The following is a 21706-nucleotide window of genomic DNA, read 5'->3' on the forward strand; positions in this document are numbered from 1 at the left end:
TAAACTCACGAAATCGTCATCTAAAACTTATAAAAGTGTTTAAAGACGTAATCGGACATAGCAATATTAAGCGGCAACTGATCACTACCCTTCAATCGGGACGTATCAGTCACGCCCAGCTTTTTGCCGGAAATACCGGTTACGGCTCTTTAGCTCTGGCCCTGGCTTTTGCACAATATGTCTTTTGCACGGGTAACAAAAAAGAAGATGCTTGCGGAGAATGTCCTTCCTGCAGGCAAATGCAGAAACTCATTCATCCGGATCTTCATTTTGTTTTTCCCGTTGTGCGCAAAACCAAAACACCCGTCAGCGACGAATATATCAGCGAATGGCGTAGTCTTTTATCCAAAACGGCTTACTTCCATCTCGAGGATTGGTATGCAGAAATGGGTATAGAAGACAATGCACAGGCAGCTATTTATACAGAAGAAAGTGGTAATATCCTCCGAAAGCTCCATTTAAAATCTTTCCAATCGGATTATAAAATCATGATCATCTGGCTGCCAGAAAAAATGAATTTGGAATGTTCCAATAAGCTTCTGAAAATCATTGAAGAACCTTATGATAAAACCCTCTTTCTCTTGGTTTCAGAACATCCGGAACAAATTATTAACACCATACAATCCCGCACGCAACGGATCAACATTCCACCTTTGACAAAAACAGAAATTAAACAGCAATTGATCCAAGATAAAGGTATACACGCAGAAAAAGCAGAAGAATATGCACATATCGCTGCCGGAAACTGGCACAGTGCCCTTTGTTTATTAAACGAATCAGAAGAGCAAATCTACAATCAGGAAAAATTTATTCAACTGATGCGTCTGTGTTGGGAACGGAAAATGTTACCTGTAAATACTTGGGTAAATGAAATGCACAGCTTAGGAAGAGAACGTCAAAAAAGCTTTTTAATACATAGCTTACGAATGCTACGGGAAAATTTCGTAAAAAATTTCAGAATAGGCGAATTAAATTATATGACAGAAAGAGAGTGCAATTTTTCCGTAAAATTTGCACCCTATATTCACGAAGGCAATATCATTCCTTTAACGGAAGAATTTGAGAAGGCTTATCACGACATCAGCCGCAACGGAAACGGAAAAATCATCTTCACCGATTTATGTATCAAGGTGATGCAAAATATACGACCATAAGAAGAAAAAAGATAAAAGAAAAATATATGAATAAAAATGATATAACCCCCAATTCACAAGAGAAGAAAGCAGAAAATTCTTCTTCTACTGAAGGGAAGCAGGATAAAGAGAATATTATTATAGAAGAAAAAGCTGAAATCGTCGAAATAAAAGAAACAATTGCTTCAGTAAACGATGTCGATTCAGCGGAACAGCCAGGAGAAGACGATGAACCGGAAATGCCTCAGGTAAAATGGGAAAAACAAGAAGATAAACCAGAAGAAGAACCGGAAAAACAAATCCGGAAACAATATAAACCTTCAATACCGATAATCGACCATCGGTTGCTAGCCGGGAAATTAGCTGTATACGACTGGTTAAGTGATGTCCCCAATAATAATTGTGCTCCTGAAATTGTAGAAGTACGTTTTAAAAACACCCGTAAAGGATTTTACAGCAATCCGGCTAAACTGGATCTAAAAGAAGGAGATATTGTGGCTGTTGAAGCCGCTTTGGGGCATGATATCGGCATTGTTTCTTTGTCTGGAGAACTTGTTAAGGAACAAATGCGTATGAAGAAAACGGATTTAAACCGAAATCCGTTAAAAAAAGTATATCGTAAAGCGAAACCCCACGATATTGAAAAATGGCAACAAGCTATTGCTTTAGAATACGAAACGATGATACAATCCCGTAAAATAGCTGCGGATTTAAATTTAAACATGAAAATCGGAGACGTTGAATATCAAGGAGATAAAACCAAAGCTATTTTTTATTACATTGCAGAAGACCGAGTAGATTTCAGAACTTTGATCAAAGTACTGGCAGAAACCTTCCGGATCCGGATTGAAATGAAGCAAATCGGAGCCCGCCAAGAAGCAGGGCGGATTGGTGGCATAGGACCTTGTGGATTGAAATTATGTTGTTCTACTTTTATTACAAATTTTGTTTCTGTATCTACATCGGCTGCCCGTTATCAGGACATTTCCCTGAATCCTCAAAAATTAGCCGGTCAATGCGGGAAATTGAAATGTTGTTTAAATTACGAAGTAGATGCCTATATCGACGCTCAGAAAAATTTTCCTTCTGCCAATGTAGCACTAAATACCGGAGAAGGGATGTTATATCATCAGAAAACTGATATTTTCGGAGGGGTAATGTATTATTCCTTTGATAAAGAAGGCAAAGGAAGTCTGATTAAGCTTCCGGTAAAAAGAATCAAAGAAATTATCACTTTAAACCGAAAAGGAATCATTCCGCCCAAAGCCAATAATATAACCGAAGAAGAACCAGAAAATATTAAATATACTGATGGAGTAGGAGAAGAAAGCTTGAATCGTTTTGATGAGAAAAAGCAGAAAAAACGTCGCTCTAAAAACAAAAACAACAATAACCGGAACAATAATAATCCGACCAACCGAAATAAAAACAACAATAAACCCGGAGGAAATAATACCCCTTCGAATAATGCGAAGCCCGTAGCCAAAGCAGGGGACAAAACTTCACAGGCCGGTTCTAAACCGGAACAATAAAATCGGAATAAAAACGGAAAACTTATGAACAATTATCGCCCGTACTCAGGAATAACACCGGCTGTAAAAATTTTGATTATTATCAATGTCATCATGTATCTATTAACCTTGATGTTTGATAAACGCACCGGTACTAACTTATCGAATACTCTCGGTTTACATTTGCCTCAGTCTGAATACTGGGCTCCCTATCAGTACATTACCCATATGTTCATGCATGGTAGTTTCACCCATCTTTTTTTCAACATGTTTGCTCTATTCATGTTCGGAAGGGTATTAGAGTCGGTATGGGGGACCAATCGTTTTTTAGTCTATTATTTTGTAACCGGCTTAGGAGCTGCTGCACTCAACAGTGCCGTAGGGTGGTGGGGATATCACAAAATGTATGAACAGTTTTTGGCTTTTCAGAATACACCGGAACCGGGACTGTTGGCAGAATTTATCCGCGCTCATATTTCCCATCCGGCTCCCTGGGTATGGGAACTTATCGATAACTGGACAAACAACCCGACTTCTATTCAATATACACAGGCGGGAGAAGAACTTTTCAGGAGAGTAATTACAGAAACCGTAAATATTCCTACCATCGGAGCTTCCGGAGCAATTTTCGGAATATTGCTTGCTTTTGGAATGCTCTTTCCTAATACAGAACTTTTTTTAATGTTTATTCCTATTCCCATAAAAGCCAAGTATTTCGTCATCGGTTACGGAGTTATTGAATTCTTTATGGGTATCCAAAATAGCGTAGGTGACAATGTAGCTCACTTCGCTCATTTAGGAGGAATGCTTTTCGGATTTATTTTATTGAAATTCTGGAGCAGAAACCGCCGGAAATTTTATTGACGACAGTAAACTTAAATTTAACATTCAGCGACAAACAAATATAAAAACATTTAGATTTCCGACGTTTTACTGGAACATTCTATTTTATTGCCGAAAAACGATTTAACCTGTCCGATTTGTATACATTCAGTCGGATCATTTTAAAACGAATATGTATTCTCAATACAAACAACCTTCCGCTACTATAGGCGACCGTTTAAAAAATTCCTTTATCAAAGGTAATGCCCTTACCCGGCTTATCTATATCAATATAGGAATCTTCTTACTAGTCAAAATAATCAACGTCCTTGTCATTCTTTCCGGACAAAAAGCCGGAGTTGGTAATTTTTTATTGGAAAATTTAGGGATTCCAGCCTATTTTGATTCCCTACTTACTCATCCTTGGACAGTATTTACTTACATGTTCACTCAATTCGATTTTTTCCATTTATTGTTCAACATGTTATGGCTGTATTGGTTCGGAAGTTTTTTTCTGAATCATTTTACTCAGAAAGAACTCACAGGCGTTTATCTTTTAGGAGGCTTATGCGGTGCATTTACGTACGTACTGGCTTATAATGTCCTTCCGGCTTTTGAGCTCTCCCGCTATTATTCCTGGGCTATCGGAGCCTCGGCCTCTGTAATGGCAGTTGTTTTTGCAGTTTGTCTTTACCTGCCTCAACAACGTATTTATATCTTTCTAATCGGTCCCGTAAAACTCATTTACTTGGCCCTCTTTACAGCAGCAATTGATATTCTGAGTATTCCCAGTTCTAATGCAGGAGGACATATCGCCCATCTGGGAGGAGCTTTTTTCGGTTATCTATTCGTTTTAAGTGTGAAGCACAACCGGAATATTGCCGGTGCGACGACCACATTTTTTGAAAAAATAGGTAAATTATTCATTGGCAGAAAAAAAATGCATGTCAGACAAAAAAAAAATGTAACAGAAATGAACGACCGGGAATACAATGCCTACAAAAAACAAAAAGATGACAGAATCAACAAAATCCTGGACAAAATTTCCCGGTCCGGTTATGAAAGTCTGACGAAAGAAGAAAAAGAAATCCTTTTCCGATCTGGAAAATAAATACAGATTATACGAAAAAGTATGTTCAAATTAGTGGATAAACTTATAGGAATAATCACGCTGGTAGCTATGCTCGGATTGGCAGGAAGTTATACAGCACGCTATATCGATCCCAATACCTTTATCTTTCCTTCTTTACTGGGTTTAGCCTATCCTTACCTTCTTATTGCAAATGTAATCCTCCTGCTCTATTGGATTGCCCGCTGGAAAAAAATGGCTTTTATAGAACTTCTTGTATTAGCAATAGGAATTCCTGTTTTCCGAACCTATTACGGCACTCATAAAGAAAAAAATGTCACGGAATCCTATGATTTACAAATACTATCCTACAATGTTCGTTATTTTGACAGATACGGCTGGAGTAAGCACAAAAATACATCAGAAAAACTGCTGGACTATCTGAATCACTTCCCGGGAGATATCATTTGCCTGCAAGAATTTCCAGAGAAGAGTGCCTCCATCAACCCGCAAGCTATTATTCGGGAATTATCATCCTACCCCTATCATCGAATAAAAAAAAACATGGCTATTTTTTCCCGTTCTCCCATTATTACCTGTAAAGAAATCACCTTTGACAAAAAATACACCAGCTCCTGCCTATATTGCGACATCGTAAAATCAGGAGACACGATCCGGATTTATAACATTCATTTAGAATCTTATAAGCTAGGACAAAAAGAACGCAAATTTGTAAAAGACATTTCAGAAGGGGTCGGAAACGATCTTTCCGAAGGCGTTAAAAATCTAACGTCGCGGATTACAGAAGCGAATAAAAGCCGGGCGAAACAAGCCCGGCAAATTAAAACAGTCCTGCAGCATTCCCCTTATCCGTTTATAGTCTGCGGGGATTTTAACGACACACCTCTTTCTTATACTTACCAAACGATAGAAAAAGGTTTACAGGACAGCTTTATCGAAAAAGGAAGAGGTTTAGGGAATACTTATATTGGGGAATTTCCTTCTTTCCGGATCGATTACATTTTACATTCCCCTCACTATCAAACAATAAGCTATTTCAGAGAAACGGTTACTCTGTCAGATCATTATCCGATACAAAGCAAATTGAAAAAAAGAAATAGAAAGAATTGAAAAATAGACAAAGGAAAGACAGGAAATGGAAATTTAAAAATTTGATTTTTCCAGTAAAAGGTCTATATTTGCAATCGTAAATTATTATTGGGGAATTAGCTCAGTTGGCTAGAGCGCTTGCATGGCATGCAAGAGGTCGTGGGTTCGACTCCCATATTCTCCACGAAACGGACAAGCGAAAACATTGTCCGTTTTCTTTTTTTTTGCTAACTTAGACCTCTGATTGAAATAAAAAATGCAATGGAAGGAGAACAGCAAATTCTAACCAAAAAAATCAGTCCGTATAAAATTATTTATCCGATTATAATAGGATTGGCTGTTGTATCGTACATGCTTTATAAAGAATTTGACATTAAAGCATTCGAAGAAATTACTTTTAGCTGGAACTCTGTAGCTTGGTTATTTGTAGCTATTTTATGTATGGGCATACGGGACCTGGGATATGTCATCCGCATCCGGGTTCTTTCCGGAGATCGTCTCAGCTGGTTGCAATCTTTACGTATTATCTTTCTGTGGGAATTCACGTCAGCTGTCACCCCATCCGCCATCGGTGGTACGAGTATAGCGATATTATTTGTCAACAAAGAAGGCATAAAAGTAGGCCGGAGTTCAGCCATCGTGATGGCTACTTCTTTTTTAGATGAACTGTACTTCATCCTGATGTTTCCCCTCATCCTTATTTTTGTCAATCACAACCAATTGTGGAATATTCCAGGGGCCAGTACGGCAGTTATCGACAGTCTTTTTTGGTTTGCTATAATAGGTTATTCCATTAAACTGCTCTATTTATTAATACTCAGTTACGGGCTTTTTAAAAACCCGCGCGGTTTAAAATACCTGATTATGAAATGTTTTAAGCTGCGTATATTAAGAAAATGGAGACAGAATGCCAATGAAGCAGGTTATGACATTATTCGCAACTCTCACGAATTAAAGCATATGCCATTTTCTTTTTGGCTGAAGACCTTTGGAGCGACCTTTTTTTCCTGGACAGCCCGTTATTGGGTGGTGAATGCGATTCTGATGGCCTTTTGGGCCGGCCGTTACGATTGGGCCCAACATTTCTTGATTTTTGCCCGGCAACTCGTGATGTGGATCATGATGTTGGTGAGTCCTACTCCAGGAGGAAGCGGCTTTGCGGAATATGTATTTTCCAAATACTTGGGTGAATTTTTACCCAGTGCAGGCGTTGCTGTAGCAATGGCTATCTTGTGGAGGCTCATCAGCTATTATCCCTATCTGTTCATAGGAGCTTTCCTGATTCCCAGATGGATAACAAAGCATTTTGGCGGAAGTATAAAAAAGGAGATAAAATAGCCCGATATTTGATCTTAAAAGACTATTTTTACTCAAAGAAAGCTCAGATCTGTCGGATCAATTAAAAAGATAAAAAGAACCATATAAAATAAATATATTATGTCCCGAATGTTTGAAAGACAGGACCGACGGACGTTTAATTTGAAACCCCGTTATTGGGATCCTGAAAAAGAAGAAAGAGAAGAACGTGAGAAAAGAATTAAAACAGAATTGGGCATTACCGAAGAAGATAAAGATACTTATATTCCCAATATAAGGGGACGCTTTACCGATATGTATGAAAAACGGAAAGCAAATCGCAGAGGGTATAATGGTAGATATGCAGTCCGTTTGTTTCTCATCTTGATTGCCGTATTCTTAATCATTCTTTATCTGGTTATGCGTTATTCTGAAGGAGGTTTGAAATTTTTAGGACTATAAATTCCGGATCGTTTTAACAGCTATTTCAAGATATGTCAGATATTATTCAGTTATTGCCTGATTCCGTAGCGAATCAGATTGCTGCCGGGGAAGTAGTACAACGACCGGCATCCGTGGTGAAAGAATTGATGGAAAATGCGATCGACGCAGGGGCTGATCACATACAAGTCGTACTGAAAAATGTAGGAAAAGCCTTTATCCAAGTCATCGATAACGGAAAAGGGATGTCGCCTCTCGATGCCCGTATGGCTTTCGAAAGACATGCGACTTCAAAAATAGCATCTGCACAGGATTTATTTAATATCCATACGTTGGGATTTCGGGGAGAAGCGCTTCCTTCCATCGCTTCTGTAGCAGAAATAGAATTGAAAACCCGTCGTTCGGAAGATGAACTGGGTAGTTATGTCCGCATAGCGGCTTCTGAATTAAAATCACAGGAATCTGTCAATACCCCTTTGGGCACCAATATTTGTGTAAAAAACCTTTTTTTCAATATACCAGCCCGCCGGAAATTTCTGAAATCTGACGCCACAGAATTACGCAATGTCATCAACGAATTTCTGAGATTAGCGCTGACTTATCCGGAGGTTACCCTTTCTTTGATAAATAACGGAAATGAAGTATATAACTTACCGGTCAGCGGACTCCGACAACGTATCGTCAACGTATTCGGAAAAAGTATTAATTCCCGCTTACTCAACATCAATTGCGATACAGAACTTATTTCGATAAAGGGATTTGTCTGTAGCCCGGAACATGCTAAAAAAACTTACGGAGAACAATACTTTTTTGTCAACAACCGTTTTATGAAGCACAACTTTTTTCACAAAGCGGTAATGGAAGCTTATTCCGGCCTGATCAGCGCAGATTGTATCCCTTCTTATTTTCTTTATTTTACCGTTCAACCCTCACAAATAGACGTCAATATTCATCCGACAAAAACCGAAATAAAATTCCAAAACGAATCTGATTTATTCCAGATATTATTGGCCGGTGTAAAAGAAGCCTTGGGAAAATTCAATGTCACTCCTCCTCTTGATTTTGACCGGGAAGGCGACATTGAATACAATCCTTCCACCCCTTCAACACCTCCTTATATTCCCAAAATCAACTATAAGCCCAATTACAATCCATTTAATTATAAATCGGGTATTAGTATAGAAGATTCGGATTTTGAAAAACCGGCTACTTTTTCTTCCGATACACATTCGAAAGAGAAAGTACCTACAAATTGGGAGGCTCTTTTTGAAAATCTGAAAGAGAAAGAAGAAAATCAGCAAATGACAATTACCGGTATGGAGATTCCGGAAGAAATAGCTCCTGCTCATCCTGCTTTCATCCAGATGAAAGGACGCTATATCGTAACGCCCGTCCATTCCGGCTTAATGTTTATCGATCAGAAACGGGCACACGAACGAATCCTTTTTGAACAGTACACACATCGTCTTTGTACAGAGAAAGTAGCCGGACAGAAAAACTTATTTCCCGAAACCTTAGAACTTTCAGCAGGGGACTTTGCCTTGATTCAGGAAATAAACGCTGATTTAGAATACCTGGGTTTTGAATTAAGCGAATTCGGAAAAAATTGTTATGCAATTTATGCGACACCGCCCGACCTTTCGTATTCCCGGGCAAAGGAAGTCCTGATCCAACTCATCGATTATTACAAAAATACAGAAGGAGAAATTAAACAAAAAATGAAAGAAAGAATCGCTTTAGCTCTAGCAAAAGCGACAGCCATTTCTTACAATACCCCTCTGACAACTTCCGAAATGAACGATATATTTGACAATTTATTTGCTTGCCAACATCATAATTATACAGCAGACGGAAAAAGTATTCTTCACATTCTTAATTTTGAGGAGGTAAACAGCTGGTTTAAATAGTTTTTGGAATACAATTTAAGAAGCAAATCTGATTTTTCTCCAAAAGTTCCAATAAAAGTAGGATATCGCCCAGAAAAGATATCCTATTCTTTTCTATTTTCATTTCACTCTTAATTTCATTCCGGCTCGGATTGTATCGAATTTCAAATCCAATAGGCTCCTCATTTCTCCGGCCATGCAGAAACCGCAACGGTCGCAAAGACCGGCTTCCTTCCCCTGACATTCTGCCAATTTTTGCCCCTCAGGTAAAATAAAATTGGAAACCCAACATTGTTTCCGAAAATGATTATGCCGCATCAACCGCAATCCCGACACAGAATTCATAATGGGATAACCGGCTTTTTTCAACCGGATGACCTCATCTATAATTTCCGCCCGAACGCCCCAATTTACCATTAAATTTTCTGTTCCCTCAAAAGGAGTATGAAAATTGACCGAGATCGACTGAATATGAGGATTACTCTTTACAAATTCTATCGTCTCCCTTACAGAAGGATGATTCAAGCGATTGACAACCATATTGACACTTAAAGCAGGATGCCCGCTTTCTTCAATATTTTTCATTAAACGGGCAAAAGTACCCTCCCCCCGGATCTGATCGTGATATTTCCCTAGTCCATCTAAACTGACCCATATTGAATCTGCTTCACATCCTTTAAAAGGAACCTGGGCATTGGTAGTGATTGTCACAGAAAAAAAACCGATTTGACGGGCCAACCTTACCAAATCATTGATATTCTTTTCCCCGTCTCTCCAAATCATAGGTTCCCCTCCCTCAAAATCTACAAACCGAGATCCCAAAGCAAAAGAATATTCCAATTCCTTCCGGACCTGCTCATAGGACTTAATATGTGGATGCTCTTTTCGATAAACACTACAATGCCGACAAGCCAAATTACACTGATCAGAAATAAATAAAACCGTCTGCAAAGGCCTTTTTACCTTTCCAAATTTAGCCCGGAAAAACCAGGAAAAAAGATACATCAATCGTCCCATACTCCTAAATCCTTTTTATTTAGCCGACAAAAGGCGACTAACCCTTCTTATAATCCGTTACCAGTGAAAACAAATCCGACTATAAATGTTTGCTGAAGCGCCTATACACTGTATATCACATTCAAAAGCAGAATAACCAAACAAAAGATAGAAAGCAAATTGCGGGCCAAATACCACCGAATCATGAACCATTCTATTCCCGTTCCTTTTATTTTTTCCCAATTATTCATCGGCCCCATCCAAAAATAGCGGTCAATTTCCTGCGTCGGATATTTTATATACTTTATCATAAAATAAAATAACCCCAAAGCCATAGGAAATACCCCCATTACCCACCAATAATAAGCCGGTAAACAAGCCGCCATAATTCCATAGCCAATCAATAAAAAAGGCAAAAATAAAAAAACTGTCAAAATCAGCAACATTGCTTTTTTATTATTCAATAATACAGCCAATGTCATTTTTCCGACCGACTTATCCGGCTCAAAATCCATTATGGAATGCGTATATAGGATATTTGCCACCAACAAGCCTACAGGTATAGACACTAAAATGACAGAAAGATCCAATTGTCCGCAAGCGGAATAATACACTCCGGCCATTAATAAAGGACCAAACATAAATCCCACTAGCAATTCTCCCAATCCTCTGTAACTCAATCGCAAAGGATTCCCAGAATAAGAAAGTCCCAAAAAACCGGTAATTAAACCGATATACAATATAAATATACCTCTGCTGAGAAATAGAATCAACCCTATTAACAACGCCAGCAAACAAAATACCAGACAAGCATTTCGTAATTGCCCGATTGTAGCTGCCCCGGAAGTAAGGTAACTGCATTTGGCAATACGGGCCCGAATGCCCGCCCGGGCCATTTTATCCCTATACGCCGTTTCTTTTCTCCGATAATCAAAATAATCATCCCATAAATTTAAACCCAGATGCCCTAAAACAACTCCCCCTATAGCTAAAATGGATAACGACATAGAAAAATCCGGCTGCCGAAAAGCCATAGCAACCGCCAAAAAAGCCGGTAATAAACTCTGCGGCAATGCATTAGAACGTGAATTCTGAATCCAAAAACGAACTGTATTCATTCTCTTTTTTTAAAGTTTACCTCTCCGTCTTCAACTGAATTTTAGGAATATTTTCTCCTCACTGTCCTTTCTAATTTTTCTGTAAAGGACGGCTTTTTTTAGCAATTAACAAAATTATTTCCCGAGGAGAAAACTTTCTTCCGGCGAAAGAAAATCTTACTACAATTTTCCCATAAGAAAATAAATTCAATCTGCCTTCGAATTATTTCTTTCCTGCTTCCACTTGTTCCAGCAAAGCAGTTGTAACGGGACCAGGCTTGCCCGCTTTTATAATTTTTCCTTCGGGATCAACTAAAACACAATAAGGCAGTTGATGGATTTGATAAAAATCGATTTGCTTTCTTATATCTTTTCCCCACAATTGAATCCCCGTCAATTCTTTGGAAGTAACAAATTTTTTCCAAGTTTTTTCCTCCTTATCGGTAGAAATACCGATAAAACAAATATTCTTATTTTTTCCTCTCCGTTCCATTTCTTTCAAAGCAAGCAGACTTTTAGCAGAAGAATGGCAAGCAGTATTCCAAAAACAGAGGTACACAAATTTTCCTTTGAAATCACTTAACCGAACAGAAGCAGAATCGATATTCACATAATTAAAATCCAAAGCAAGTGCTCCAGGAGCCTTATGCTGCCAGAGTTCACAGAGCTGCCTGAAACGATTTCTTTTCTCCTTGTTTTTTACTTTTGTTTCGTAATAAGGCAATATCCGCTCCAGGCTATCTATCCCATTAACATTAACATAATCCGTCACATAACGATCTGTTAGAAATTCTGCAAGAGAGGAAGGGGTGATATGACGGTCTATAAATTCCAGTTTTGCCAGAAGGACGCCCAAAGTTGTACTTTCAGAAAAATCTTGACGGCTACAAACCTCTACCCAACCCAACATCGCCTGCAGGTAGTCTTTATCTTTCAATCCTCCTTTTTCCTGTGTAATCAAAGCCTGAAGATAATTCGTATAAAATTCAGAAGGTTTATAGGCAGCTAAACGTAAAGTATCGGCATGTTTCCACGGATATTCTCCCAGATATCTAAAAATACTGTATTTTGATTTTTCTTTTACCCTTTCAGCAAAAAAGGAATCCAGATGCAAAGAATCGATTTTACGGTCGTATTTCTGTTTCACCGTTTCCAAAGAACGAATAAAAGCAATTTCATTCGATGTAAAATCAGGAATAAAATCTGCCTCCTGGAATTTACCGTTTAAAATCTCATTTTTCAAAGCTCCCTCCCCCCGGAATTCTGCTCCAAAAGAATCTGGGAAAAGATTGAGATAAATATCCAGATTTTTCTTCGGTTCCAAGTATAAAAGCAAACGGTATCTTCCATATTGCAACATTCCTTCTGCCGGTACAGAAAGCTGAGGGTAATTTATCTCAGCAAAGCCTGCCGAATCTATTAGAAAGGGATATGTATTTTCCCCTATTCGTAAAACCGGAGTAAGTTCTGCTTCTCCACCATCTATCTTTATCCGAAGGAAGGAAGAATCGGAAGAATGACAAGCATATAAAAAGAAAAAAATAAAAATACAGATCCCAAATTTAGACATACTTACTTTTTATAAAGACAAAACTATTATATTTCTTCTTTAAAACCATAAGGTTAACATTTATTTTGACGAAGAAATAAAAATTATTCTGATCAAATAGAGAAAAAATCCGTAAACATTTATAAACTTGTAAAATTATTTTGGATTGAAAAATGGACAAAAATGAAGCACTCCGGTACCATGCAGAGGGGCGTCCCGGAAAAATAGAAGTTATCCCCACCAAACCGCATAGTACCCAACACGATCTTTCTTTGGCTTATTCTCCGGGAGTAGCTGCACCCTGTCTGGAAATTCAAAAAAATCCGGCAGATGCATATCGCTATACAGCTAAAAGTAATCTGGTTGCAGTTATCTCCAACGGTACTGCGGTTTTAGGATTAGGGAACATCGGAGCGATTTCCGGAAAACCTGTCATGGAAGGAAAAGGCTTACTCTTTAAAATATTTGCAGACATCGACGTTTTTGATATCGAGCTGAATACTGAAGATGTCGACAAATTTATAGAAACGGTAAAACTCATATCCCCAACCTTCGGCGGGATTAATCTAGAAGATATCAAAGCCCCGGAATGTTTCGAAATTGAACGCCGATTGAAAGAAGAATTGCAAATTCCCGTTATGCACGACGACCAACATGGAACAGCCATCATTTCCGGAGCCGGTTTGTTGAATGCCCTGAAATTAAACGGAAAGGAAATAGACCGCATACGGGTAGTTGTCAATGGAGCCGGAGCTGCCGCCATTTCCTGCGCTCGTTTTTACTGTGCCCTAGGCGTTAAAAAAGAAAATATTATAATGTGTGACAGCAAAGGGGTCATCAATACCCGCCGAACGCATCTGAACAAGGAAAAGCAGGATTTCGTCGCAGATACGCCTTTCGATACGTTGGCCGAAGCTTTGACAAACGCAGATGTATTTTTAGGACTTTCGGTCGCCAATATACTAACTGAAGAAATGATCCGCACTATGGCTCCGGACCCGATTGTATTTGCCCTTGCCAATCCCGATCCGGAAATCACTTACGAAAAGGCAATGCATTCCCGTAAGGATATCATTTTTGCCACAGGCCGTTCTGATTACCCCAATCAAATCAATAATGTATTGGGATTTCCCTATATTTTCCGAGGAGCTTTAGATGTACAAGCCTGTGGAATCAATGAAGAGATGAAATTAGCTGCCGCATACGCCATAGCGGATTTGACCCAAGAAGCCGTACCCGAAAACGTAAAAATGGCCTATAATGAACCGACCTTAGCTTTTGGAAGAGATTATATTATCCCGAAACCTTTGGACAACCGTTTGATCAGCCGGGTAGCTCCGGCCGTAGCCAAAGCAGCCATACAATCAGGAATAGCCCGAAAGATCATCTACGACTGGGAAGCCTATGACAATGAACTTGAAAAACGGATGGGACACGACAATCGCTTGATGCGGATGATGATCAATAAAGCCCGTTCCAATCCGAAACGTATCGTATTCGCAGAAGGAGAGGATTTAAAAATTCTTTCGGCTATAGAAGAAATTACCGGAGAAGGGATTGCTCATCCCATTCTCATCGGAAACAAAGCTGTTATTCTCCGAAAAATAAAAGAAAATAAACTGAATATATCCACACCGGATATTTTTGATCCACAAGCGGAGCAAAATACATTGGAAAAATATACGGAACTTTATTATGCCCGCAGGCAAAGAGCCGGTATACTTCCGGATATTGCCCGCAAACATATGCAAAATCCTAACTACATCGGACTTATGATGGTAGAAAACGGAGATGCAGACGGGTTTATCAGTGGCACACAGACGCCTTACAGAACTCTACTGAAAATAGCAAAGGAAGTGGTCGGTTTACGGGCTTGTTGTCCCTATGCTGCAGGAATGCATATTGCAGTAACCAAAAAAGGAACTTTCTTCCTGGCCGACACTACTGTAAACAGTCATCCTTCGGCAGAAACTTTAGAATGTGTCACAGCTCTCACTTACGAATCCGTAAAACAATTTGATATAGAGCCTGTCATTGCCCTGACTTCTTATTCCGATTTCGGAGAATATAAATTGGGAAGTCCTGCCCAAATCCAAACAGCCATAGAGCAACTTCATCAGAAATATCCGGAAATGCTGGTAGATGGAGAAATGCATGCTTCGGTAGCTTTTAATAAAGAATTAAGACAGAATGCTTTCCCTTTTTCCACTTTAGGCGATAAAGAAGTCAATACGATTATCTTTCCCAACCTGAGTTCGGGAAGCATTGGACTAGGCATTCTGAAAGAATTAGGGAATCACGAAATCATCGGTCCGATACTCTTGGGCATGAAAAAACCGATCCATATTCTTCCTATGGATTGTCGTATCCGGGATATTGTATATCTTACAGCCGTAGCCGTATCGGATGCCCAAAAAAAGCAAGCAATTGATTTTTGTCCCATAGAAAACCGAAGATAATATAAAATTTAATTTCAGTTTCCGATAGCGATATAAATAAAAAGAGGGCGCCCAACAAGGGCACCCTCTTTTTTCCCGTATAAATGAAAATTTTAATGACAACGGAATTCGTTTATCCGCAATAGCCCTTTTTCAAGGGGATCTTTTCTATTCTCCGCTGATGTCGGCCTCCTTCAAATTCCGTAACTAAAAAGCGATCTACGATTTCCTGTGCTTCTTCATACGCTATAAAACGGGCCGGTAATCCACATACATTCGCATTATTATGCAAACGGGCCAACCAAGCGATTTCTATATTCCAGCATAGAGCACATCGAATTCCCTGGTGTTTATTGGCAGTCATAGAGGCCCCATTCCCACTTCCGCAAAGTACAATTCCTCTTTCGAATTCCCCGGCTTCTACTGCTTCCGCCAAAGGATGAACCGTATCGGGATAATCCATACTTTCCGGAGAATGAGTCCCGAAATCTTTGACTTCATGTCCGTTTTTCCGAAGATAATCTACCAGCTTTTCTTTGTATTCGAAACCGGCATGATCACAAGCTATTGCAATTTTCATAGTTTAAAACATATTATATGTCCGGTTACAACAGTAGCGACAGGAAACTGTGCACCCCACCCATACAGAATCGCCGGAACAGTCTTTGTTATACATTTCAATGATACAAAGTTAAAGGATTATCTTTTAGATAAGCAAAAAAAATAGGTATTCTTGCGAATACCTATCAAAATATTTATTACTATATCAAAGGATCAGCTTATACCCTTTTCCGTGTACATTGATAATTTCTACGGAAGGATCTTTTTTCAAATGTTTCCGCAATTTTGTAATATACACATCCATACTGCGGGCATTAAAATAATTATCATCCGCCCAAATGTTCTTTAAAGCATAATTTCTTTCCAATACTTTATTTACATTCAAGCACAATAATTTCAACAATTCCGATTCTTTCGTCGTCAGTTTCTGCTCTTCTTCTCCATCAAACAAAGTCTGCTTTTTAGAATTAAAGGTCAATTTCCCGATCTTGAAAACTTCTTGTTCATCTTCCGGCTTCAAACCGGTAGAACGCCGCAAAACAGCTTCGATTCTCAGTAATAACTCTTCCATGCTGAAAGGTTTACTCATGTAGTCGTCTGCACCAATTTTAAAACCTTCCAATACATCTTCCTTCATATTTTTCGCGGTAAGGAAAATAATAGGAATTTCACTATTTATCTGACGCACGTCTTTTGCTAAAGTAAAGCCATCTCTTTTTGGCATCATCACATCAAATATGCATAAATCAAAAGGCTGATTCAAAAAAGCCTCGTATGCAGCATCCCCATCTTCGCATAAAATTGTATCGAATCCTTTTGCTCTTAAATATTCCTTTAACAGCATCCCCAGATTCGTATCATCCTCGGCCAATAAAATTTTAATTTTCTCATCCATAACTATATAGTTTTAAATAATTTCTCTGAAAAATATACGTTTTTAAAAAAATAAAGTTCTCTTTACTTTTTGTTTTTTAGACGTCAAAGGTAAAATAATATCGAAACGACTTCCTTTGTCCAAAGCACTCTCTACCTCTATTCTTCCCCCATGGGCTTCTACAATTTTTTTGACATAGGAAAGCCCCAATCCAAATCCTTTTACATTGTGCAAATTACCCGTCGATACTCTGTAAAAGCGTTCAAAAATCAACTTCTGCTCTTTCGTAGCAATTCCTATGCCATTGTCTATCACACTGATAATTATTTCATCTCCCTTATTGCGAGTGTATACACTAATCTCCGGAGCTTTTACACAATATTTGATAGCATTGTCAAGCAAATTAGAAACTACATTCGTAATATGCACTTCATCCGCTAACACTTCATCCCGGTCTGCATCCAAATGACCGAATAATTGTCCGCCTTTGTCTTCTACTCTCAGGCTAAACTTCGTTAACAAGCCTTCCACCACTTCATTCAAGTTCACATTTTTCAATTTCAATTTCATCCGGGTTTCTGTAAATAAAGCCGTTTGTAATACTTTTTCAACCTGATAGGTCAACCGCTTACTTTCATCCCGGATAATGCCTGCAATGTGATCGATAGATTCAGGGGTTTGTTGCACAGCTCCGTCCTTCATCATCTGAGCCGCCAAAGAAATCGTCGCGATCGGCGTTTTAAACTCATGAGTCATATTGTTGATAAAATCATTTTTAATCGCGGACAATTTCTTTTGCCTGACAATCACGAAGATACAGAAACCGAAACAAAGCACTAACAAGATTGTAATAATCAAGCTAGGCAATAACAAAAATATTGATGACAACCGATCGTGTATCTGGTCAGGAAATATTAAATAAAGACTAGCCTGACTTTTATTCCCACCCAAAAATATCTGTTTACTATATGTATAATCAGAATAGCGGTTAAAAAAATGTTGTGACATCACAATAAATCGGTCTTTCTCCTTCACGGCAAACTCGAAATCGGATTTCACACCGTTATTCCGCAGCCTTTCTCCCAACACCGTCTGCAGATTTACACCTTTAATCCGTTCTTCTACGGTACGTTCGGGCTCACTAAATTTCTTTTTCAACACTAATTCATAATCAGTTCCCAAACGATCTTTTACAGCTTGTCTGTATTTTTGAAGAGAAGACAACAGACCCGTATTTTTCTGTCCTAAAAAATCGTTTACATTTTGAGTTTCTTCATCGCAATCGATCAGGTTCAAAGGTTGTCCCAAGCCCATCTCATTCTTTAAAGAAATATTTTCCCGTCCTTCTCTATATCTGTTTTCCGGTTCCTGTAATTTTTCCGTTCCTTTTTTTATTTCATTCAGCTTATCCCTTTCTTCCACATAAGCGATTGCCTCGTCCAGGGAACGATTGACCGCATAATCAAACTGTGCTTTTTTTAACTTAAAAGCCGTTTGAAAATATTTTGCCTGCATATAGATTAACCCTAACAGCGAGCAACCCAGCACCACACTCAAAACAATAATTTGTTTCTTTCTCATACACGCCTATTTATCAATTCAAAACCACATTTACTCTCCCCCACAATCCGGCTTTTCTTTTCTCAGAACAAAGTAGGTTGTTCGTCTATCCGTCTGTCATTTTTACCCAGATGTTTAAAAGCCAACTCTGTCACCTCTCTTCCCCGGGGGGTCCGCTTCAAAAAACCTTCTTTAATCAAAAAGGGTTCGTATACTTCCTCCAATGTCCCCGCATCTTCCCCTACTGCTGTAGCAATAGTAGTCAATCCTACCGGACCTCCCTTGAATTTCTCGATAATGGTCAATAAAATCTTATTATCCATTTCATCTAAACCGTACTTATCGATATTCAAAGCCTCCAGCGCATAACGGGTTATATCCCAATCAATTTCTCCCGTTCCCTTTACCATGGCAAAATCCCTGACCCTTCGTAACAAAGCATTGGCGATACGGGGAGTACCACGGCTCCGGGAAGCGATCTCGATGGCGGCCTGACTGGTTATTTTCACTTTTAAAATAGAAGCCGATCTCCAGATAATAGCCGATAACACATCCGTATCGTAATACTCTAAATGGAAATTAATACCGAAACGAGCCCGCAAAGGCGCGGTCAATAATCCACTCCGCGTAGTTGCTCCCACCAAAGTAAAAGGATTGAGCTGAATTTGTACCGACCGGGCTGCTGGTCCCTTATCGATCATTATATCAATCCGGTAATCCTCCATAGCAGAATACAAATACTCCTCTACAATCGGACTCAAACGGTGAATTTCATCTATAAAAAGAACGTCATTCTCTTCCAAATTTGTCAATAATCCAGCCAAATCTCCCGGTTTATCCAACACCGGTCCGGAAGTGATCTTTATGCCTACTCCCAACTCGTTGGCAATGATAGTAGAAAGCGTCGTTTTCCCCAAACCTGGCGGACCGTGTAAAATGACATGATCCAATGCCTCTCCCCGCATCTTTGCAGCACTGACAAATATCTTCAGATTCTCTACCACCTTCTTCTGTCCCTGAAAATCCTCAAAAGTCAAGGGACGTAATGCCCGCTCAAACTCCCTGTCCGTCTCTTTTACCCTATTGTCTCTTATATCAAAATCACCCATTGCCGTATATACATCTGACATCAAAAGTATAAAAACAATATATCAACTCAAAGTGTTAAAATCGAAAAGTGTTAATTTCAGGAAGAAATTAAAAGAAGATTAACATTTAGAATTAGTTTTTAATGATAAATACCTCCTAGACAATTCTCTAAGAATTTCTATGATCTACAGACATTGCTTTTTTCGTTCCTTGCCGGGGTACGGAATCTTCTGCTTTTCCCAGAAGTTCTCCAATATCCTCCTCCAATTTTTGAATAGCTGTATAGGCACCATAATGGATGTTTTGGCGAAGTTCTATATCCACACTGTTACGATCCCGATACAATGCTGCAATTGCCTCCCGGCTATGATGTCCGCGTCTGGCTTTTTTCAACAAGACCTTACATACTTCCTTACTGATACAGCTAATCATATCGTAAACATTATGGCCCCGGATAAACAAGTAAGTCGTATCCGGAGTCAACCCCAGAGCTTTGTATTTTTCCCGGATAAATTCCAAATCGGCCAGCGGATATGCCCGTCTGAAATAATCTGTTTTTTTCTCTATCTTATGCTTCAGTTCCCCCAAAGCCCTTCTGGCATTATCTGTAATATCCGGATTTTTGTGTTTACTCAGATTGATCAACTGATTGAATTCATATTTAGTGAACCGGGTAGGATCGGATCCGAGAAAATAAAGATGCCAGATAAAAAGATCGTATACAATAGAGGAATAGTCCGACAGAAACCTACTAAAATTAAATAACTGATTGGGGACATGAGTTACCCGACTGCACACATCGTCCAAACCTTCTGCAAAACAATGGTGGTTCTCAAAAGAATAGGTATAGGTTTGCAACACATAATGTTTCACATCTATCCCTTTTTCATGCAACAGATAACGATAATCGCTGTCTATGCAAATAAAAAAATCATGACTCAGGTAATCAAAATATTTCAGACACTGGGTCACTCCACTGGTTTCATGACCGAATTCATTCCGGGAGCCTGCTATAAAATGGAAACGGTCGTTCGGTCGGAAATGCTTCAGAATGGTACTCCAAAAGACGATATCATCTTTATTTTCTACATGAATGGCTGCCCGACAGCGAAACATCTTTGCATCCAAAGCAAAACGTCTTGCTGAATTGGCAAAAAATATACCCTTATTCTCTATACCCGCACCTATCCCAAACATATAAAAATTCAAATCTGTAAAGCAACCTATATCCTTTCACGCACTGACTTTCCGTTTTTCCCCGAAAACCGACAAAATAATTTTCTCTATTCCTTTTCCCTTCCCGTTCAAAGCTTTCTTTTTCTCTAGCTAATCACCCTTACCATATCCTCTATGTAAAACAACTTATCGCCCCAACCATCTCCAAAAAGACTAGGCGAATGAGTGGAAGTAATAATCTGACAATTGGGATTTAAATTCCGGATCTCTTCAAATAAACGATATTGCCATTCGATATGAAGGGAGATCTCGGGCTCATCCATCAATAAAATATAAGGTTGTTCTTCCATCAGAAAAACCCTCAATAAAATAATCAGCAACTGCTTTTCACCAGAAGAAAGTTTATATAAAGGGATCACCTCCCCCTGATCGATAAAAATCAAATGATTGGTATGAGGATCAATTTCAATGGTTTTCTCGGTCTTGGCAAAAAGACGGTTTACCGTATCGTAAAACGCATGAATCCGCTCATTGATTTTTGCAGCCTGATCCGGAAAGTTGGTAGCTTTCAAGCGATAATCCGAAAAAGAAGGACGATCCCCTCCGATATTGTAAACAATATCGTGCAATTCATTATACAGCTGGCTGTATTCTTTCCCGGCTTTAGGCCGATCTTTCATCGGTACGTCAAAAGTACTGATTTTCTGATAGCGAATTCCCGACAAAGCGTTTTTAAGCTCACTGACGGGGGTTTTAGGATTATAATTTACAATAAAATCATTTACTTCTACAGTGACAGATACTCCGTATAATTTCAAGCGTTTTACATCAGCGGTAAAAATAGCATCCAGTATATTAAAAAATGTCGTTTTACCACTTCCGTTTATTCCTATCAGAATATTGACATCCGCATTCAAATCTTTCCAGATCAAATCATATTTCCGCCATAAATTCCGGATCTCTATACAATGTATCAAGTTAGCTTCCATAGTAGACTCTTTCTACAAAGATATAAAACTAAAAATGAAAAAGAGAACGATAAAAAATATATTTTTGCAGGGTTTTTCAAAACCTTAGTGTAAAAAAAGGAATTCGTAC

The 21706-nt window shown here is 38.8% G+C and carries 18 protein-coding genes and 1 tRNA gene; 10 read left to right on the forward strand and 9 right to left on the reverse strand.

Annotated features, from left to right (window positions below; all coding sequences use genetic code 11):
• Positions 1-35: 35 nt before the first annotated feature.
• From HMPREF9449_RS11200 to mutL, 9 genes are all read left to right on the forward strand, one after another.
• Positions 36-1154, forward strand: a complete 1119-nt coding sequence (locus tag HMPREF9449_RS11200; protein WP_009137379.1) for a DNA polymerase III subunit — start codon at positions 36-38, stop codon at positions 1152-1154.
• A 26-nt stretch (positions 1155-1180) separates the two neighbouring features.
• Positions 1181-2665, forward strand: a complete 1485-nt coding sequence (locus tag HMPREF9449_RS11205) for a PSP1 domain-containing protein (protein WP_009137380.1) — start codon at positions 1181-1183, stop codon at positions 2663-2665.
• A gap of 24 nt (positions 2666-2689) precedes the next feature.
• Complete coding sequence (locus HMPREF9449_RS11210; RefSeq protein WP_009137381.1) at positions 2690-3508, forward strand: rhomboid family intramembrane serine protease; 819 nt, start codon at positions 2690-2692, stop codon at positions 3506-3508.
• Between the two features lie 151 nt (positions 3509-3659).
• Positions 3660-4577, forward strand: a complete 918-nt coding sequence (locus HMPREF9449_RS11215) for a rhomboid family protein (RefSeq protein WP_009137382.1) — start codon at positions 3660-3662, stop codon at positions 4575-4577.
• 21 nt (positions 4578-4598) lie between these two features.
• On the forward strand, positions 4599-5666 hold the full coding sequence (locus HMPREF9449_RS11220) for an endonuclease/exonuclease/phosphatase family protein (RefSeq protein ID WP_009137383.1): 1068 nt from the start codon (positions 4599-4601) through the stop codon (positions 5664-5666).
• 89 nt (positions 5667-5755) lie between these two features.
• Positions 5756-5829, forward strand: a tRNA-Ala gene (locus tag HMPREF9449_RS11225).
• Positions 5830-5906: 77 nt separating this feature from the next.
• The gene (locus tag HMPREF9449_RS11230; protein ID WP_009137384.1) at positions 5907-6983 is read left to right on the forward strand and encodes a lysylphosphatidylglycerol synthase transmembrane domain-containing protein; all 1077 of its coding nucleotides are present in this window, start codon (positions 5907-5909) and stop codon (positions 6981-6983) included.
• A 99-nt stretch (positions 6984-7082) separates the two neighbouring features.
• Positions 7083-7403: a hypothetical protein gene (locus tag HMPREF9449_RS11235; RefSeq protein WP_009137385.1), complete on the forward strand. Its 321-nt coding sequence runs from the start codon at positions 7083-7085 to the stop codon at positions 7401-7403.
• A 32-nt stretch (positions 7404-7435) separates the two neighbouring features.
• Entirely contained in the window at positions 7436-9289 is a 1854-nt protein-coding gene (gene mutL / locus HMPREF9449_RS11240; protein WP_009137386.1) for a DNA mismatch repair endonuclease MutL, read from the forward strand.
• A 99-nt stretch (positions 9290-9388) separates the two neighbouring features.
• Here the strand turns inward: mutL and HMPREF9449_RS11245 are convergent, their stop codons facing one another.
• The 3 genes from HMPREF9449_RS11245 to HMPREF9449_RS11255 all read right to left on the reverse strand — a co-directional run bounded on the left by HMPREF9449_RS11245 (position 9389) and on the right by HMPREF9449_RS11255 (position 12931).
• Complete coding sequence (locus tag HMPREF9449_RS11245; protein ID WP_009137387.1) at positions 9389-10285, reverse strand: radical SAM protein; 897 nt, start codon at positions 10283-10285, stop codon at positions 9389-9391.
• Between the two features lie 101 nt (positions 10286-10386).
• Positions 10387-11382 carry a prenyltransferase gene (locus HMPREF9449_RS11250; protein ID WP_009137388.1) on the reverse strand — a complete coding sequence of 332 codons (996 nt, stop codon included), beginning with the start codon at positions 11380-11382 and terminating at the stop codon, positions 10387-10389.
• 202 nt (positions 11383-11584) lie between these two features.
• Positions 11585-12931 (reverse strand): TlpA family protein disulfide reductase, encoded by a 1347-nt coding sequence (locus HMPREF9449_RS11255; protein WP_009137389.1) that lies wholly within the window; start codon positions 12929-12931, stop codon positions 11585-11587.
• 152 nt (positions 12932-13083) lie between these two features.
• Here HMPREF9449_RS11255 and HMPREF9449_RS11260 point away from each other — a divergent pair, with 152 nt between their 5' ends.
• Positions 13084-15369 carry an NADP-dependent malic enzyme gene (locus tag HMPREF9449_RS11260; RefSeq protein ID WP_009137390.1) on the forward strand — a complete coding sequence of 762 codons (2286 nt, stop codon included), beginning with the start codon at positions 13084-13086 and terminating at the stop codon, positions 15367-15369.
• 112 nt (positions 15370-15481) lie between these two features.
• Here HMPREF9449_RS11260 and rpiB read toward each other — a convergent pair whose 3' ends face one another.
• From rpiB to HMPREF9449_RS11290, 6 genes are all read right to left on the reverse strand, one after another.
• Positions 15482-15928 (reverse strand): ribose 5-phosphate isomerase B, encoded by a 447-nt coding sequence (gene rpiB, locus HMPREF9449_RS11265; RefSeq protein ID WP_009137391.1) that lies wholly within the window; start codon positions 15926-15928, stop codon positions 15482-15484.
• A 186-nt stretch (positions 15929-16114) separates the two neighbouring features.
• Positions 16115-16804, reverse strand: a complete 690-nt coding sequence (gene rprY / locus HMPREF9449_RS11270) for a response regulator transcription factor RprY (protein WP_009137392.1) — start codon at positions 16802-16804, stop codon at positions 16115-16117.
• 42 nt (positions 16805-16846) lie between these two features.
• A complete protein-coding gene (locus tag HMPREF9449_RS11275) occupies positions 16847-18364 on the reverse strand; it encodes a sensor histidine kinase (RefSeq protein WP_009137393.1) in 1518 nt (505 codons plus the stop codon).
• A 62-nt stretch (positions 18365-18426) separates the two neighbouring features.
• Positions 18427-19452 (reverse strand): Holliday junction branch migration DNA helicase RuvB, encoded by a 1026-nt coding sequence (gene ruvB / locus HMPREF9449_RS11280; RefSeq protein ID WP_040611836.1) that lies wholly within the window; start codon positions 19450-19452, stop codon positions 18427-18429.
• Between the two features lie 148 nt (positions 19453-19600).
• The gene (locus HMPREF9449_RS11285) at positions 19601-20629 is read right to left on the reverse strand and encodes a DUF4435 domain-containing protein (protein WP_009137395.1); all 1029 of its coding nucleotides are present in this window, start codon (positions 20627-20629) and stop codon (positions 19601-19603) included.
• Positions 20630-20754: 125 nt separating this feature from the next.
• Positions 20755-21597 (reverse strand): AAA family ATPase, encoded by an 843-nt coding sequence (locus HMPREF9449_RS11290; RefSeq protein ID WP_009137396.1) that lies wholly within the window; start codon positions 21595-21597, stop codon positions 20755-20757.
• Between the last annotated feature and the right edge of the window lie 109 nt (positions 21598-21706).

This window comes from Odoribacter laneus YIT 12061 (genome assembly GCF_000243215.1).
Classification (GTDB): Bacteria; Bacteroidota; Bacteroidia; order Bacteroidales; family Marinifilaceae; genus Culturomica; species Culturomica lanea.